Source organism: Streptococcus australis (assembly GCF_019930045.1).
In the GTDB taxonomy this organism is placed as follows: Bacteria; Bacillota; Bacilli; order Lactobacillales; family Streptococcaceae; genus Streptococcus; species Streptococcus australis_D.
In genome coordinates this window covers 15,515-34,120 of sequence record NZ_JAHZQQ010000021.1, presented here as the reverse complement: position 1 = coordinate 34,120, position 18,606 = coordinate 15,515, and the positions used below count along the sequence as shown (strand labels likewise).

Genomic DNA, 18,606 nt, shown 5'->3' with positions numbered 1-18,606 from the left:
GCTGATACTGATGCTGAGTCAGACGCTGATTCAGACGCTGATGCTGATTCAGACGTTGATACTGATGCTGACTCAGATGCTGATGCTGATGCTGATTCAGATGCTGATTCAGATGCTGATGCTGATTCAGACGCTGATGCTGATGCTGACTCAGATGCTGATGCTGATACTGATTGGCTTACTGATGTTGAAGCTGATTCAGACGCTGATACTGATGCTGATTCAGACGCTGATTCAGACGCTGATGCTGATTCAGACGCTGATACTGATGCTGACTCAGATGCTGATGCTGATGCTGATTCAGATGCTGATTCAGATGCTGATGCTGATTCAGACGCTGATGCTGATGCTGACTCAGATGCTGATTCAGATGCTGATGCTGATGCTGATTCAGATGCTGATTCAGATGCTGAAACAGATTGTGATTGTGAAACAGATTGTGAGTTAGATACTACCTCTGATTGTGATTGTGAAACAGATTGTGAGTTAGATACTACTTCTGATTCTGATTGTGAAGTTGATGCAGAATTTGATTGTGATTCTGAAGCTGACTCAGAATCTGTCATCTTACGGTAGTAGTGAACTGTATCACCAGATGGTTTTTCACTTGCTGATGGAAGTGAGTATTGGTTACCAAATCCACCAGTAGTCTTCACTGGATTACCTAAAGAATCTGTCTCAAGTGTCTTACCATCTGCTAACAAGGCATACTTCGTACGTCCACCGATAACGTTTTGAGTGTTCCCTCCAGGTGTTGAGTTTGCAGTTCCTTTTGGCTCATCAGTATACATGTAATCCGCTTCGCCATAATGACCAGTCGCATACCAACCTGTAATGTAGACAAGACCCTTATTAGGTTCAGATGGATTGTGCCATGGAGAAACTGACAATTGGTAGTCACCATTCTTACTTGAAACAAGAACTTTGTCTGTTTCCATATTTGTTGCAGATGGGATATACTTGTCACCTGGTTTAATCACTGGAGTGGTGTAAACGAGTGTGTAACCATTCGTATCTGTGTTATTCCCCATTGTAGCTTCATTATAAGTTGAAACTGCTGAAGGATCCAGAACATAGAGTTTTGTTACTGTCGAACCATCGTTGGCAACCACTTCACGAATACGTTTCACATAGTAATGTTGACGTGTACCCTTAAGTTCGGCATACTTAATTCCTACTGTGTTACCAAGCTCACCAGACATAGTTGAAGCATCTGCTTGTTGATACAAAACATAACCATCAAATGAACGTGGGTTAGAAGCTGTATAGTTTTGACCTTGGATTCCTGTTTGAGTATATGAAGCAAGTTCTGTCTCATTACCAGTTGGTTTGTAGCTTTGAGTTGTAGTATCTGCTGTTGAACGTGAGGCATTATAAGTCGATGAAGCAGTATCAACTACTTTATAGTGAGTTGTTTGATTCATCTTAGTCGATGGGACACCAATCTCTACGTTTGGTTTCGTTTCACCTTGGTTAGCAGGCGCCAAATAGTCATAGACCTGTTCAGTCTTGTAATCAAAACCACTAGGATTCAACTCTTCGTTATGTTTGATAATGATATCCACACTTGCAGATCCACCATCCGTTGACTTGTTATAAACAAGGTATGGATAGTATTTCTGAGATGAAAGGTCACCAAGATTTACTTCTTTACCTGAGAGTGCAGAATTCAAAGTTGTATTAGCAACTTCATTACCTGTAGTTTTATCTACCAAGCGTACATAAACCTCAGGGTTGTTTGAGCTATTTGTTTTATCTACAGATAGCGTCACATAGTAGTTTTTGCTGTAAAGTTGGTTGTATGAAGAAAGATTCCATACACCAAATGTCATGCGATTTGCAGCAGGGTCAGCTGCATATCCTGAAGGAATCGTTTGTGTACGATCTGTAAGGCTCGCACCATTTGGATCAGTCATTCCAGGAGTTGCATTAACACCTGCTGAAAGTGTGTTTGAAGTAGAGATTGCATCCAATTGTGCATAAACTGCTGGAGCACCATTGACTGTTGTGTTACCAGTAAATCCTGCCGCAGTTAAAGTTGCCATCATGTCATCTACTGACTTGCTCAAACGTTCGCGTTGATCAGCATAAGATTGAGCTGATGCATTCGCGTTGATCAAGCTGTTGCTTGCTGTCAATTCTGTTTGAACTTTAGCGATGGCTGCATCAAGAGCAGCTTTCTTTTCTGGGGCTGAAACAGTAGCTGAGTAGTCCCCTGCAATCTTGTTCAACAATGCTGCTTCTGAAGTGTTTTGTTCTAGGACAACTTTATCTTCAGATTTAGTAGCTGTTGTAGTTGTTTCTGAAGTTGCTTCAGATGCAGTTGCTACAGCTGATTCGCTAAGAGCTGCTGAAAGTTCTGCAGATCCTTGTTCGCTCAATGAAGCTGACTCAGATACAGAGACACTTACAGATGTTGAAGCGCTTGCTGATGTTGATGCACTTGCTGATTCTGTTGTAGATTCAGTAGTTGATTCAGTAGTTGAAGTTGTACCAAGTACAGTACTTCCTTGCTCTACAAGAGCTTCACTAGAAAGTTCAGATGCAGTTGCTACAGCTGATCCAGTTTCGTCAGCTTTAGCAGTATTCGCTACTGTAGCTGCACCAAGAACAGCCCCTGCTGCTACGATCCCTTTGAGCAAGCCTCGGCTTGTCATTTCTGTTGCTGATACTTCATTTTCACGAACCTCAGCTACAACAGTTTCTTCGACCTGACCGCGGATTACTTTCAAAAGACCAAAGTTAGAAGTTGCTGCACGCAACCAGTTCTTACCTGACTTGATCAATTTAAAACGAGTCACACGATCCGTTTCACGGAACTCACCGTTCGAACGCTTAAAAAACATTTCTGTCTCCTTAATACATTTTTATTTCCTTTATATTATAGACTACTTTGGAAATATTTCAAGCAATTATCCTCAATTATTAGTATTTTTTTTAAAAAATTTTTCTTTACATAAAGAAATCCGTTTTTATGTTCTTTTTTTTGTCAAACCGGGGCAATTTTTTGATAAACTCCTATAATACTTCGACTTTAGAGCTAAAACAAAAAGCCCCTTTTAATAGGGGCTTTTCTGATAATTATCTGATTTCTTCCAACATTTTTTCAATGTGTTGGATTGATTTTTCACGTCCAAGCAAGTAGATGGTATCTGGCAATTCAGGACCATGCATTTCACCTGAAACGGCAATACGGATTGGCATGAAGAGATTTTTTCCTTTGATACCAGTTTCCTTTTGGACCGCTTTGATTTGTGGGAAGATATTTTCTACCACAAACTCATCGTCTGACATGGCTTCAAGTTTTGCTTTGAAGGCTTCAAGTACAGTCGGAACCGTTTCACCAGCCATGACTTCTCGCTCAGCTTCTGTCAATTCTGGGAAGTCTGAGAAGAAAAGGTCTGTCAATGGAACAATTTCGTCCACTGACTTCATTTGTGGTTTGTAGAGCTCGACCAATTTCTCAGCCTTGTCTGTCAAACGACCTGCTTCTTCAAGGAATGGTTTAGCCATTTCAAAGATGGTCGCAAGGTCTGCATTCTTGATGTAGTCATTGCTCATCCAGTCTAGTTTCTTTTGGTCGAAAGCTGCTGGAGACTTGCTGAGGCGGTTTTCATCAAAGAGCTTGATGAGTTCTTGACGAGAGAAGATCTCGTCTTCCCCACCAGGGTTCCAACCAAGCAGAGCGATAAAGTTAAAGACTGCTTCTGGAAGGTATCCCTTCTTACGGTAGTCTTCGATAAACTGAAGGGTGTTGGTGTCCCGTTTAGACAACTTCTTACCAGTTTCAGAGTTGATGATCAAAGTCATGTGACCAAACTCAGGTGCATCCCAACCAAGAGCTTCATAGACCATGAGCTGTTTTGGTGTATTGGCAATGTGGTCATCCCCACGGATAACGTGAGAGATTTGCATATCGTGGTCATCGATGACAACGGCAAAGTTGTAAGTTGGGTAGCCGTCTTTCTTTTGGATAACCCAGTCCCCACCGATATTGCCACCTTCAAATTCGATATCGCCTTTGACCATGTCATGCCATTTGTAAATACCAGCTTCATTCACTGCCAAACGAACCGTTGGGATGATGCCCGCTGCTTCACGTTCTGCAACGTAAGCTGCTTTTTCTTCTTCGCTCATACCAAGGTATTCGTTGATGTAGCGAGGTGTTTCACCTGCTGCTTCTTGGCGTTCACGTTCTGCCGCCAACTCTTCTTCTGTCACATAAGACTTGTAGGCTTTTCCTTCAGCCAATAGTTGGTCGATGTATTTTTGATACAATTCCAAACGTTCAGACTGGCGGTAGTTTTCATGCGTCTCAGGACTTTCATCCCAGTCCATGCCCAACCAACGAAGGTTTTCAAGTTGCGAACGTTCTCCGTCTTCGACATGACGCTTGCGGTCCGTATCTTCGATACGGATGATAAAGGTTCCACCATGGTGGCGTGCATACAAGTAGTTAAACAATGCTGTACGAGCATTTCCGATGTGTAGTAGTCCAGTTGGACTTGGTGCATAACGCACACGAATATCTTTAGTCACGTATGTTTCTCCTAATTGTTCATTGATTCTGGGCTTCTTATCTAACTGACCCAGGTACTTTTCACTCTATTATAGCATATCTCCCAAGGAGTGGCTTCCTAATCGAGTCGTTCTTCTAGTTCAAAATTGATCGGCAGGGTTGCTAAGAAATGTTCCAACTCCCGCTCCCAATAAAACCATTCATGTTTTCCTGGTCCATGGCTGTAGGTGATATCAAAGCCGAGGTCCTTCAGATGATCCACAGCTATATTGTTGGCCTCATACAGAGCATCTTGCTCTCCGCACCAAGCCCATAAGACCGTCTTCTTATCTGAGTACTTCTCCGCAATGCTTTCCAAGGAGTAAGGACTTGTCGTCCAATCTTCTAGCTTTCCAAAGACCCCTTGCCAATAAGCTGCACTTCCAAGGTCGGTGTTTGCCAGTTGACGCCCCTCAAAGCTAAGAGCACCAGAGAAGCTCGCGGCATGCGAGAAGCGATTGGTTTGAAGAGCCAGTTTGAAAGAGCCATAGCCCCCCATCGATAGACCAGCAATAAAGGTCTTCTCCCGCTTCTTAGTCATATTGGGGAAGAAACGTGCCAAGGTCTTAGGCAATTCCTCTGCGATGGCTGTGTAATAGGGATAACCATACTGTGTATCTGTATACCAACCATTGTTGGTATTAGGCAAAACGACAATCAAATTGGTCGAACGTAGGATCCGTTCTACATGCGTTCGTTTCAACCAGGAGTACTGATTGCCATTCATCCCATGAAGGAGATAGAGGACCGGGATATCTTGATCATCTGGATTTTCCACCCGAGACGCATCTGGGTAGAGGACGTTGATCCCCCACTCCATTGCGAGCGCTTCTGAATAGTATTCAATTTGCATTACTGCCATCTATCTTTCCTCACTATTTCTTCTTTTCTTTGACAAGAAAAAGCCGACGATCGACTTTTCCTCTTATCTTAATCCTAGCGTACTTCCATGACGACTGGCAAGATAGCTGGTCGACGTTTGGTCTGGTCAAAGAGGTACTTGGCCAAACTATCACGAACAGCACCCTTGAGCTCGCCCCAATCGAAGCTGTCCTGGGCTAAGTATTCTTCCACACTTTGGTTGACGATCTCTGCACTTTCGCGCAAGATATCGCGACTCTTCTTCACATAGATAAAGCCACGGGTGTGAACTTTTGCCTTCGAGATAATGCGTTTTTCACGACGGTTAACCGTAATGGCCACAATAAAGATACCATCTTCTGAAAGGACTTTCCGGTCACGGAGCACGACATTTCCAACATCTCCAATAGCATTCCCATCGATGAGGACATCTCCAGCAGAGACGCTACCAGCAGGAACGAAGTCACCATTGTCATATTCCATGATGGTGCCTTTTTTCGGAATGAAGATATTTTCAGGCAAAATCCCCACTTCCATCGCAAGCCGTGCATGGGCATCCAATTCGCGGTATTCCCCTTGGATTGGGAACAGATAGTTCGGACGCAGTAAGTTGATCATCAACTGCAGATCACGCGCATTTCCATGTCCTGATACACGCAAGCTTTGAGTAATCTGTTTGACGACTCCTCCTGCTTGGTAGACCATGTTTTCTACACGTGCCATAACCGCTTCTTTGGCGATAGATGGAGTTGTTACGATATAGACCAAGTCACCATCCTTGATTTCGACATAGCGGTGACGGCCAATGGACATCTTACGAAGTCCGTTGATCGGCTCACCCATACGTCCAGTTTCAAGAATAATCAATTCATGGTCCTCAAAACGAGACATTTCTTTTGGCTTGATCAATAATTTTTCGTTGGCCAAAGAAAGCTTATTTAAACGAATCCCTGTCCGGACGATATTTTCTACGTCAAATCCAGTCAAAACAACCCGACGCCCTGTCTCTGCAGCTGCATCAAAGACCTGCTGGATCCGTGATAGGTTACTAGCAACAGCAGCAACAATGACCCGGCCATCCCAGTCCCCAATGGTATCCAGGATTTCATCTCCAACTTCTTGCTCGCTAGCCACTTGAACAGTGCTGTCAGCATTAGCAGAGTCACTCAAGAGAGCTAGCACGCCTTCGCGTCCAATCTCTGCCAAACGAGCAAAGTCTGTCGCATAAAACTCACTCGCTGTCTGGTCAAATTTGAAATCTCCTGTGTAGACGATATTCCCCTCAGGTGTTTTGATGACAACTCCCAAACTTTCTGGAATGGAGTGGGTTGTCTGGAAGAAGGAAACGACGGTGCCTCCAAAATCGATTTCAGTGTTGGCATCAATGACATGAAAATCATTGAACTTTTTCACACTGTCATTGCCTTTAACAAAGAGTTTGGCCAACTCGACGGTCAACTCAGATCCAAAAACTGGTACCTTGGCTTCTGCTAGTAGATAGGGAAGGGCTCCAATGGCATCCGCGTGTCCATGTGTTAGGAAGACCCCTGCGATTCGATCACTATTTTCAAAGAGGTAGTCCATATTGGGGATCACGACATCGACCCCTAGTTGTTCATTTTCTGGATACTTAAGTCCGGCATCCAAAACAAAGATTGAGTCATTTACTTCAGCTACGTAGAGATTTTTCCCGTTTTCACGGACTCCACCCAAAGTAATCAACTTAATGTTACTCATGTTTTCTCCTTTTTTGTTAATGGTTCATACTTACGGTCCTTGGCTCACCAAGTCGAATTACAGTTTTGCAAAGTTCTTGCATATCTAGAACATTATACTATTTTTTCACGATTTTTTCAAAAGTCAGATCAAACAAAAGAGGCTGGGACAAAAGTCCTAGCCTCTCAATTTTCTTTGGATTGTCGAGCAAGACGCAGTGGTTGAGTGGGCTCTACTACGCTGATTTCATCAACTTTTACAGCCCTACTCAACTGTGCGGAGGTGGGACGACGAAATCGAATTCTAACGAATTACCGATTTCTGTCCCACTCTCACTTTATTAAGACCAAAGACGACAGCCTAGATTGTCAACTCTGTCAAAAAGAAACACTAGTCCGTATGATAGTCATTTTTCTTATTCTCAATCACCCGTATCGCCGCCTTGATGACGTGAAACTCATTTAGCAGTTCTTCAAGGTGGTGGTAATTCCGATCGCTAAGCGCCCCCTTCTTAAGGGTTTGGGACAAGCTATAAAATCGATCGACATGCTCATCAATATTGGCCAGCAATTCTTTGGCTTCTTTTAAGCGATAGCGATTTAGAAGCTTGCTTTGACTATGTTTATAGGCTAGCACATTCTCACGATGAATGTCTTGACAGACTTCCTTCTGTTCTTCATCCACCGTCAAATTGACAGCTTGGAAGCAGGTAATAAACTCCCGATTCTTCAGATCACACACAAAGACGACACCGTCCTCTGCTACATAGGCTTCCGTATCGGGCCGTTGATCAAAACTGCTGTCAAAATGATGAAGCGAGGGTACGTGTTGATTGACCCAGCGTCTCAACTGCTCGTTATCGACTCCAAATCGTTCCATTGCTCTTTCTTTAAAATGATCTCGACAGCTATATTCATGTGCATATGGCAATCCCACAGCCCTCACCTCAACTTTCTACCACGACAGACAAAAAGACCTCCAGTCTTACGGGACTAGAGGTCTGGTCTGCTTCACTGACAAGAGGCGATTAACCATTTAGGCTAACGAAAACAACAGTTATGATTTTCATTTCTTTTCATGGTACGATTCACATACCAGTGGTTTTCTTTGCAAGTTCTCTTTCAGTTTTGTTACAAAGCACTCAGTTGAGCATACCGAAGTTCGAAAACCATCTAAAGCTTCCACTACTATTTCCACGTATTTCAATGTCATTTAGTAAGTTAAGCAGACTTACTTGACGTCTCAACTGATTTAACATTTCCGACGTTCTGGCTTTTTTATAAAAAGCACAATCAAGTGTCAGCGAAGGCAAACCTAAAACGAAGTAACCTAATGTATGAATCTATAAGGCATTGGTATCAACCCCTTCTCCCTTATCTTCATCTATAGTATACTCCTTTAATATCAGTATTGCAAGCGATTACACACTGAAACTAGTTTCTAAATTTACTCAAAGAAACGGTAGTAATCAGACAAGGCCATCTTAGCCTTTTCCTCTTGATTCAAGTCCTGGATAATCTTTCCATCCTTCATGACAATCAAGCGATTCCCGTACTTAAGCGCATCCTCCATATGATGGGTAATCATCAAGGCAGTCAGGCGATCTGTTTTGACAAAACGATCCGTCAGCTCCATTAAGGCTTGACTTGTCTTGGGATCTAGGGCAGCTGTATGTTCGTCCAAAAGTAAGAGTTCTGGCCGTTTTAGGGTAGCCATCAACAAGCTCAGAGCCTGACGTTGTCCACCAGATAAGAATTCTACCGACGTATCGACATGCCTCTCTAAACCATTGCCGATCTGGCTCAAAACCTCTTTAAACTCGTCTTTGTACTGGGCAAGGCGACGAGGAACCAAGCCCCGTTTTTCTCCTCGAAATTTTGCAATCAGGAGATTTTCAGCCACTGTCATACGAGGAGCTGTCCCCATCTTTGGATCTTGGAAGACACGAGATAGGTATTTGGCCCGTTTTTCTGGACCATAGTGAGTCACATCCTCTCCCTTGATCAAGACTTGACCACTGGTCAGAGGAAGGGTCCCAGCCAAGGTGTTGAAGAGGGTTGATTTCCCAGCACCATTGCCCCCAAGAATAGTGATAAAGTCATGCTCATGAATCTCCAAAGAGACATTATCCAAAATGACTTTTTCTTCATTCAAGCCATTATTCACCACGATAGTGGCATTTTTTAATTCTACAATTGCGGTCATTTGCTGAGTTTGACTCCTTTCAGCAGTTTCTCTTTAAAGGTTGGAATCATGAGACAGATAGCCAAGATGATAGCACTAAAGATACGGATATAGCTGGTATTGACCCCAATAGCAATCACAGCCCAAATCAAGAATTGATAAATGATCGATCCAATAACGATACTGAGTAAACGTTCTGCTAAGGTCAGTTTTGAGAAAAGGACCTCTCCGATAATCAAGCTAGCCAGACCAACGACGATGACCCCGATCCCTCGAGAAGCATCTGCATAGCCTTCTTGCTGGGCCATCAAGGCACCTGACAAGGCAATAATCCCATTGGAAACCACTAGCCCCATCAACTCCATCCGACTGGTATGGATCCCAAAGCTTTTAGCCATCTCAGGATTGTCCCCTGTCGCAATATAGGCCTGCCCCAGTTTGGTATCTAAAAAGAAGAGCATAGCAGCAATCACCAGGGTCACAAAGATGATCCCAATGATAATCTCGTTCACACCACTGGCGATAGGAATCATATCTTGGATTTTTGAGTAGCCAAGCAAACCCAGGTTGGCCCGTTGCATCACAAAGAGAATGACTGAATTACAGGAAGTCATCACCAAAATCCCTGATAACAGCGTCGGAATCTTCCCTTTGGTATAAAGAAGACCTGTTGCTAATCCAGCCAAACAACCCGCACCAACGGCGGCTAGGGTGGCTAGCAAAGGATGAACCCCTTTGGTGATCAAGGTTACCGCAACGGCTCCCCCTAATGGGAAAGAGCCCTCTGTAGTCATATCTGGGAAATCCAAGATACGAAAGGTCATAAAAATCCCCAGTCCCAAAATAGCCCAGATCAAGCCTTGTGAAATAATCGAAATAAGCATATCTTTGTCCTAACTATTGTAAATATCCTCTATTGTATCATATTGCAAGACGTGATTTCAATGCTTTCAAGAAATAACAAAAAGGCCCCACTCCTTAGAGCGAGGCCTCCTTGTGGAAAACTAAACCATTTACGATCCTAGCGGGAATCGTTAGTGTCTACCACTTGTTTAGTCTTCGTTTTTCTTGCGTCTTGCAAGACCAGCAAGTCCTACCAAACCAAGAGCAGCGCCTAACAATGCAGCAGAAGCTGATTGTTCTTCACCAGTAGAAGGAAGTTCTGGAGCTTGTGGTGCCACAGGAACTTCTGGTTTTGGTTCTGGTTTTGGCTCTGGTTTTGGCTCTGGTTTTGGCTCTGGTTTTGGCTCTGGTTTTGGCTCTGGTTTTGGCTCTGGAGTTGGAACAGCGTTCTTTCTATAAAGAACAGTTGTCACAAAATCCTTGCTATCAGCAGTCAATCCAGTGATTGCATCAACTACAAGTGGACTTGCAGTGTAGCCTTCGATTACTGGTGAAGTCACTGCATCAAAAGTAGTATCGTTATTATCTGCTACCCAAGATGTCGCACTCAATACTTCGTTTGTCTCAGGATTCACCATTACCACTCGACGGAAGGTAACTTGGTCAGTGTGATCTGGTGCCAAAGTTTCTCCTGTAATCGCGTCTTTATAGTGAATAGTTTCGTTAACTACTTTGGTTTCTTGACGAGGGACAGCTTGAAGTTCCAAAAGAATGGTGGTGTTGCGACCAATCGCATCTGGATCTGTTGGATTATTCGGATCTACAGTTCCTGCAGTTGCATCGTATCCATAGACTGTTTGGCCTTCTTTTATCTTGTAACCAGTTGGGATTGCAGGAAGTTCAGTCGCAGCCGCTCTTGTTGCATCCGTTAGATGATTCTTGTAGACCACTTCTGAAAGTACCTTACCATCTTTATCCACCAACTGAATGCGACCAAGCTTCTTATAATAAACATCAAACTTGTAATTCAAGATACCATCAGGATCAATTGTGGTAGATTCAATTTCTTTTACAAGTGTGTAGTGTCCTGGAACCACTGGAGATGGAATCGGAGGGAGTACAGCTTCTGAATTTGAACTTACATCAGTAGCCAAAGCAGTTACCTCTGTTTCTTCATCCTCTAAACGTGCACTACGTGCGCGAAATCGCGGGGTATCACTCGCAAGACTTGCTTCTACACCACGGGGAGCAATTGCATCTGTCAAAGCACGACGTGAACGAGCTCGTGGTGCATTTGGATCATTATCTGCAATTGGAGTCGCACTGACAAACTGCCAACGTTGCGCAGACATTTCTCCAGTTACCAAGTTAACAAGAACAATCCGCTCGAATACAACACGTTCACGTACTGGTTTTGGTACTTTTACGCCGTCATTTCCTTGCACATAGTAAGTAACTGTACGTGTTCCGGTAACTCGACGACTTTGAATCTTATCAACAGTCTTCGGCCAATTTGGTGTATTTGGATCTGTTGGATCGTAAGGTGTTTCTGGAGTTGGATCCGGATCTTCTGGTCCTACAGGTACGATACGTTCACGTACAACAACAGTGAATTCTTGGTCAACTGCTGCATCAAAGTCGAAATTCTTGTTTGAAGCACTTGTGAAGCCATCATTTACCAACTCATAACCTTGGCGTTTGTAAGCTGCAATCTTAGCTGCTGTGCTATAGTCAATCGCTTCACCTGATTTACCTACTACTGCATCACGGCTCAATTCGACATTACCTTTTTCGTTGACATACTTGATGAGCGCTTTTTGAGCATCTTTCACATATGTTACAACTTCTACAGTATCTGCAGTTCCTGCTTTCACACCAGTTTTAGCTGGTACTACCAATTTATCTGCTGTGTAGCCCTTGATCACTGGTGATGTTACTGCATCAAAGGTGTCATCATTTGTAGTCCATTCACGGTAATCAATGTGACCTGTTACCAAGTTGACATATGTGAAGCGTTTGAAGTGAAGTGTTTCTGCTACATCATCTTTCGCTTTTGAACCATCTTCGTAGACATATTTAACCGTACGAGTCACATCATCTTTATTGACTACATCCTTAACTGGATCTGGCCATTTTGGTGTGTCTGGGTCTTTTGGATCAACTGGTTGATCTGGATTTGGTTTTGGTTTGTCTGGATCGATTGGTTCGATGCGTTCGCGAAGGGTAACTGTGAACTCTTGGTCAACTGCTGCATCAAAGTCGAAATTCTTGTTTGAAGCACTTGTGAAGCCATCACTTACCAATTCATAACCCTTACGATGGAGTTCATTGATCTTATTAGTAGTGCTGTAAGCAATCACTTCACCTGATTTACCATTTACAGTATCACGATCAACCTCAACATTACCTTTTTCGTTGACATACTTGATGATCGCTTTTTGAGCATCTTTCACATATGTTACGACTTCTACAGTATCTGCAGTTCCTGCTTTCACACCAGTTTTAGCTGGTACTACCAATTTATCTGCTGTGTAGCCCTTGATCACTGGTGATGTTACTGCATCAAAGGTGTCATCATTTGTAGTCCATTCACGGTAATCAATGTGACCTGTTACCAAGTTGACATATGTGAAGCGTTTGAAGTGAAGTGTTTCTGCTACATCATCTTTCGCTTTTGAACCATCTTCGTAAACATATTTAACCGTACGAGTCACATCATCTTTATTGACTACATCCTTAACTGGATCTGGCCATTTTGGTGTGTCTGGGTCTTTTGGATCAACTGGTTGATCTGGATTTGGTTTTGGTTTATCTGGATCGATTGGTTCGATGCGTTCGCGAAGGGTAACTGTGAACTCTTGGTCAACTGTTGCATCAAAGTCAAAGTTCTTGTTGGCTGCATCTGAGAAGCCATCGCTAACAAGTTCATAACCTTGGCGTTTGTAAGCTGCAATCTTATCAGTTGTGCTGTAATCAATTGCTTCACCTGATTTACCATTGACCTCATCGCGACTCAATTCGACATTACCTTTTTCGTTGACATACTTGATGAGCGCTTTTTGAACTTGTTTGACAACGACAATTTTAGTATCTCTACCGATAGCATCTAAATCGTCTTTTTGGTTCGGATTGACCGTTTGACGTGCCTCATCGTATCCATGAATAACTTGCCCCGGTTTGATTTCCCAACCAGTTGGAGCAGTTGGGACTTTCGTAAACCATGCACGAGTAGGATCCGATGGATCGTTAGCATACTGGTTATGAGCGGCTTGATCAAGACTTGATGTTACATCACCAGATGGTGTAATATAGTTACCTTGCTCATCAACCAATACAACTGAACCGAGTTTCTTGTACCATACATCAAAGTTAAAATCATCCAAATGGTCTGGATCAACAACTAAGGCTTCAATACTAGCTTTATCAGCATAATATCCAGGAAGGATCGGCGTCATGACCTTCTTAAACTCATAATCTGGGGCTTCTGACGTTCCATCTCCTGCTACACGGAAACTTCCTCTTCTACTGTAGTTGCGTCGTCTAGCAATGTATGCTGCTAAAGAAGTGCGATATTGTTCTTGAGCTTCTTTAGAAAATTCAATATTAAACCCTCCATTAGGGTTGTCGGTTGCATTTTCTAAATTCAAACCTGGAACTTTTTTGTCAATAGTGAGTTTATCTTTTACAGAATCTGTAGTCGCTTCATTTGATTTTTCTTCTGTAACTTCAGATTTTGTTTTTTCCTCAGATTTTTCTGATTCTTTAGTAGCTTCTTCTACTTCAACTGTATCTTCTTTTTTTACTTCTTCCGCTTTAGTTTCTTTTTTGCTTTCTTCTACTTTTTCATCTTTAGTCTGAGCAGTAGTTTCATCTGTCTTTGAATCAGTAGCGACAGCTTTTTCAGTATTTTCAGCTAAGTTTAGGCTTGCTGATGACAAGGTAGGTTTTGCAGAATAAGTTACAGAAGGTTGAGAACTTTCAGTAGTTTCAGATTCTTCTTTAGCCACTTCTGAAACAAGAGTTGCTGAAGAACTTGTAGCATCATCCACTTTAACTTCTGTATCCGCAGATGCAATCGTTGTTCCAGCTAAAACAGATCCAATTAAGACCGATGCTACCCCAACAGAATATTTACGAATTGAAAATCGTTGTTTTCTATCAAAATTCATTTTTTCTCCTTTTTTAATAGTGGCAAATGTATAGCTGTGCTTCATTCTTGTTCAAAGAAGCACAACTACACTGTACCATAAAACAAATTTATTTTTCTACTAAATCTTTGGTGGTCGACGTGAGCTTCTACCACGTGTTACAACAGGTTTTGCTCCGTACACTCGTTTATTTAAAGTTGCGGAAGCTTTGCGAGTTGCAACAGTAACTGCCTCAGGTTGAACTTTTGGGATCTTAAGAACCTTTGGAGTTTCAACTGGTTTTGATTCAACAGTACGAAATGCTGGTTCCACCGGCATTCGTTCTTCTTTCGCTTCAACCTTAGGTGCTGAACTTGGTTCCTCTACTACTGTAGCTGGATCAGCTACTGGTGTTGTTTCAGTAGAAACTGAGCGTCTCACTCTTGCTGACAAGCTTCTTACTTCACCAGTATTCGGTGCTACATTGACACGATTAGCTGTATTAGAATTAACAGGTTGGACAGGCCCATCTTGGTCTACCACTTTACCAATTCTCCATGAAGAGTAAGTAATATTACCTGTCACTAGGTTTACATAAGCTGTTCTTTCAAACGTAATCTTACGAAGGATTGTCTTGAAGACTTCTTTTCCACTTTCTTCTTCTCTGAAGCGGATAGTTTGAGTTGCTGTACGCTCCAACTCTTTCATATCCTTAACTTCTTTTGGCCAGTTCGCTGGATCTTCTGGTGTTACAGGGATGCCAGGTACTGGTTTTGGATCTTGTGGAGTAACAGGTTCAATCCGTTCTTCAAGAGTCACTACAAACTCTTGATCAACCGATACATTCGTATCAAAATGTTTGTCTGTAGCATTTGTAAAGCCATCTTCGATTAGCTTATAGCCAGCCTTCTTATAAGTAGTGATTCTATCAACTGTACTATAATCGATAAGGGAACCACTCTGTCCTTCCATCTCGTCTTTCGCAAGTTCAATATTTGAAGTCACGTTAACGTATTTGACACTTGCTTTTTGTTTATCTTGTTTATAAACAACAACAGTCTCATAATTAGTCAATTCAACATTGTCTACAATATTACGCCAATACGTTTCAGAAACAGTGCGACGACCACCTTGAGAGATAACAATCTCATCTTTAATTTCGCTAGGATTGAAGGTCACGGATACACGAGAAGCTTTTGTTCCAACTGCCAAACCAGGTACGTTGGATGAAAGAATTTCTGCTTTATAGCCCTGAAGTTCAGGAGATACAACTGTATCATACGTTGCTTTACTGTTCTTAGTACCTGCAAGCCTCCAACCAGTATCTCCAATGCCATCTCCATCAATATCGCGAACAACATATTCTGTCTTGCCATAGGCTGCTAGGAATTCGTCCCCATTTGCTACGCTAGAATTTTTTAACACATTCTTGAATTGATCTTGGTCAATTGCAACTTCAAGGAGGCGTTTCCAATCAGAGGATTGGACAACAACTTTTGGCTTACCATTAGCGTCCAAAACAGGTGTACCGTCTTCGTAGACATAACGGATAGTATTGGTATGCGTTGCATGCGGATTAATACTTGTTCCATTTGATACCCAAATATTTTGACGGTTAGCTGTAACTGGATCAATACCATATGTCTTATCTGTCGCAAGAACGCCACCTGAAGAAGAACCTGTCTGAACAGACGTTGAAGAGCTTGGATTGATTTCTGCTTTTCCACCAGGCTTGAATCCGGCGATACTCATTGCCCCGCCTTGAATATCCGTCCATACGGAACTCATTTTATTTTTACTTACAACATCTCTACCATCTTTGTTAAGCGAATAGACTGTATAAGTTCCCGCACCTCGGTTTACACGAGTTCCAGTTGGACCATTGAACTCAATGTGATTTCCTGATACCTTTGATCCGTTAGAAATATAGAGAATATTACCATGTCCAATTTGTTCTGGATTGTTTCCTTGAGCAATTCCAAACGGAAGCTTACCTGTAATTTCACCAGCTGAACGTCCTTCAGAATTCGTGTAACGCATTAAGGAAACGTAGAGAGGATTATTAAATTGGAAGACTACGTTAGTACTTGAACCAAGTGGCACAGAAATAAGTTCAGCATAATAGTCTGTATTATCATCACGAACATCTACAATTGAACCTTTGTTAGCTTGGAATAATGGTTGATCTTTCCGACCATGTTTTGAATCTAAATTAATGACATCATCCCATGGATTAGCTCCACGATTGTCCATTTGAACGCGGAAGGTCGCATAGTCATCTACTAAAATGGAACCGTTTTCGTTCAGACCGATATAGTTATATGCATTGTAACTACCAGAAGGGCCTCCACCACTCTTCGGACCTTTTCCTACAGAGTGGAAAGTATTGGTTGATTTTTTACCAAATACAACACGTGAGTTATCACCAAAATCAATTGCCGTTCCTCGACCTTTGTTTTCAAAACGAACTCGAGAATTAGAACCAGTTGTGAAGGTTGCATTATTTCCGAAGATCAATCCATCACGACCAGTGAAATTGAAGCTTGCATGTTCTCCAATAGTAAGACTACTCTTTCCATTTCGACGGAAAGCATTACCTGTTCCGTATCCCCCCCAACGGTCTAGATGAGTCACACCATCTCCTGGGCGAGCCATGCCAAGGGAAATTGCTTGACCAATACTTGTGTTTAGAGTAAGTTTTGAATTTTTACCTGTAACAACTGTTCCTCCATTTTCCATGAAGATACCAGCATTATGATAACGGGCACTTTCCGTTCCATTATTCGTATTCATATTAATTGTGAGACTTGCTCCATCATTAACACGAACAGTTGAGCCACCCGCAAGGTTGATAGCATCTCCCTGTGAAGAGCGATTCAATGTCAAGCTTGCCCCATCAGCAACTGTGATAGATTTTGCATCATGGATATTTGCTTCACGACGTAAAACTGAATGCCCCGCAGATCCAACATTTCGTTGTACATACTGAGTTTGACCGTTTGCTACACGATAACTATCACTAACGATAGAGGTAGTTGTGCCTTTTACGATTACGTCGGTATTCCCGCCACCACCGTAAAGAGATGAACCTTGGCTTTTCACGTTCTCAAACGTAACAGTATTGGCTCCAGTTGTTGCTGAAAGATCAATAGGCCCTTTTGAGTTTCCAGTAGCTAGTTGAAGATTCTTGAAGACCAGATTCCAAGCACTTGAGCCTGTAAATTTCAAGCTATTTGATAAGAGGTCCAGGCTTGCTTGATCATTTCGACCTTGGATAACTACATTACGGCCTTGTGAGTTGATCGCAACTGTACGGTCAACCGAATTCGCACGACCATTATCAGTATTACCATTGTCTCCAGTCGCTACGACGTTTCCTGAAATGGTGATATTCTGAATAGAATTATCATTCAATGCAGAAACAAAACCATTCCAGTTTGAAACCACACGTGAAGTTACTTCACCACTATTACGAAAACCACTTGTACCTGTAGCTTCACGAGATACAGTTTCAGTTGGCTCAGCTGTAGCTTCCTTCCCTGCTTCCTTATCAACTTCATGTTGCGAATCAGTAGCTACAGAAGGTTGTACAATTGCTGCAACATTGTACGAAGTTGGGGCAGACGATTCCCCTGTGACCGGTTTTGAAAGAGCAATCTCTTTGTCCGATGTCGCCTCACTAGAAATTACATCTGAAGTCGAGTCAGCAGGATTTTCAACTTCATCAGCCAAAACCGTCTGAGAACCAGCTGCAAACAAGGCTGTCCCTAACAATACGGAACAAACGCCAATAGAATATTTCCGAAGGGAAAACCTTTGGCGTCGATTGAATATATCCTTCATGTCCATAAAACTCCTTTTTAAAATATATTTTTACTCCAATATAATTTTAGCAAAAATAAACTCTCAAATGTCATTTTGTCGTAAATATCACGAAATATATCGTAATATTGTCTTTATATCGTCATTTTTTGCAAAAAATACGAACGTTTTTTTGCGTTTCTTTCATTTTTGCACCTTGAGTTCGTTTTTTTTAAACATGTATTTTTTAACAATTCTTTTGCCTATTTCTCTGTACTTTTTAGAATATCCCCTTTGTTTTACCAACACTTAATAGCTTGAATTAGTAATTTCTATTTTTTCTGACACCACCTATATCAAAGCCTAGTTATCTATCTAAGAGAAGACTTTCTCCATAACAGAACTTTACTATGAAAACATAAGTATTTAAGTACCAACCTATTCTCATTTTTTTCTCGTATGATTTGGGATTATCTTGTTCTCTTTTTCTGTTTGTTAAATAGGAAAATAGGAATA

The 18,606-nt window shown here is 42.1% G+C and carries 9 protein-coding genes; all 9 read right to left on the bottom strand.

What is annotated here, in order from left to right:
- Positions 1-2,846, bottom strand: a 2,846-nt coding sequence (locus K1J10_RS10715) for an accessory Sec-dependent serine-rich glycoprotein adhesin (RefSeq protein ID WP_263285397.1), incomplete at its 3' end; no start/stop codon positions are given.
- A 235-nt stretch (positions 2,847-3,081) separates the two neighbouring features.
- On the bottom strand, positions 3,082-4,539 hold the full coding sequence (gene gltX / locus K1J10_RS05515) for a glutamate--tRNA ligase (RefSeq protein WP_223356133.1): 1,458 nt from the start codon (positions 4,537-4,539) through the stop codon (positions 3,082-3,084).
- A 98-nt stretch (positions 4,540-4,637) separates the two neighbouring features.
- On the bottom strand, positions 4,638-5,420 hold the full coding sequence (locus K1J10_RS05510; protein WP_223356132.1) for an alpha/beta hydrolase: 783 nt from the start codon (positions 5,418-5,420) through the stop codon (positions 4,638-4,640).
- A gap of 74 nt (positions 5,421-5,494) precedes the next feature.
- The gene (locus K1J10_RS05505) at positions 5,495-7,156 is read right to left on the bottom strand and encodes a ribonuclease J (RefSeq protein ID WP_223356131.1); all 1,662 of its coding nucleotides are present in this window, start codon (positions 7,154-7,156) and stop codon (positions 5,495-5,497) included.
- A 369-nt stretch (positions 7,157-7,525) separates the two neighbouring features.
- Positions 7,526-8,014, bottom strand: a complete 489-nt coding sequence (locus K1J10_RS05500) for a hypothetical protein (protein WP_006595486.1) — start codon at positions 8,012-8,014, stop codon at positions 7,526-7,528.
- Between the two features lie 567 nt (positions 8,015-8,581).
- Positions 8,582-9,340 (bottom strand): ABC transporter ATP-binding protein, encoded by a 759-nt coding sequence (locus K1J10_RS05495; protein WP_006595485.1) that lies wholly within the window; start codon positions 9,338-9,340, stop codon positions 8,582-8,584.
- Positions 9,337-10,203 carry an ABC transporter permease gene (locus K1J10_RS05490; protein ID WP_120701529.1) on the bottom strand — a complete coding sequence of 289 codons (867 nt, stop codon included), beginning with the start codon at positions 10,201-10,203 and terminating at the stop codon, positions 9,337-9,339. Before K1J10_RS05490 ends, K1J10_RS05495 begins: the two co-directional genes overlap by 4 nt.
- Before the next feature lie 168 nt (positions 10,204-10,371).
- Entirely contained in the window at positions 10,372-14,331 is a 3,960-nt protein-coding gene (locus K1J10_RS05485; protein WP_223356130.1) for a mucin-binding protein, read from the bottom strand.
- Positions 14,332-14,430: 99 nt separating this feature from the next.
- A complete protein-coding gene (locus tag K1J10_RS05480) occupies positions 14,431-18,132 on the bottom strand; it encodes a mucin-binding protein (protein ID WP_223356129.1) in 3,702 nt (1,233 codons plus the stop codon).
- Positions 18,133-18,606 lie beyond the last annotated feature (474 nt).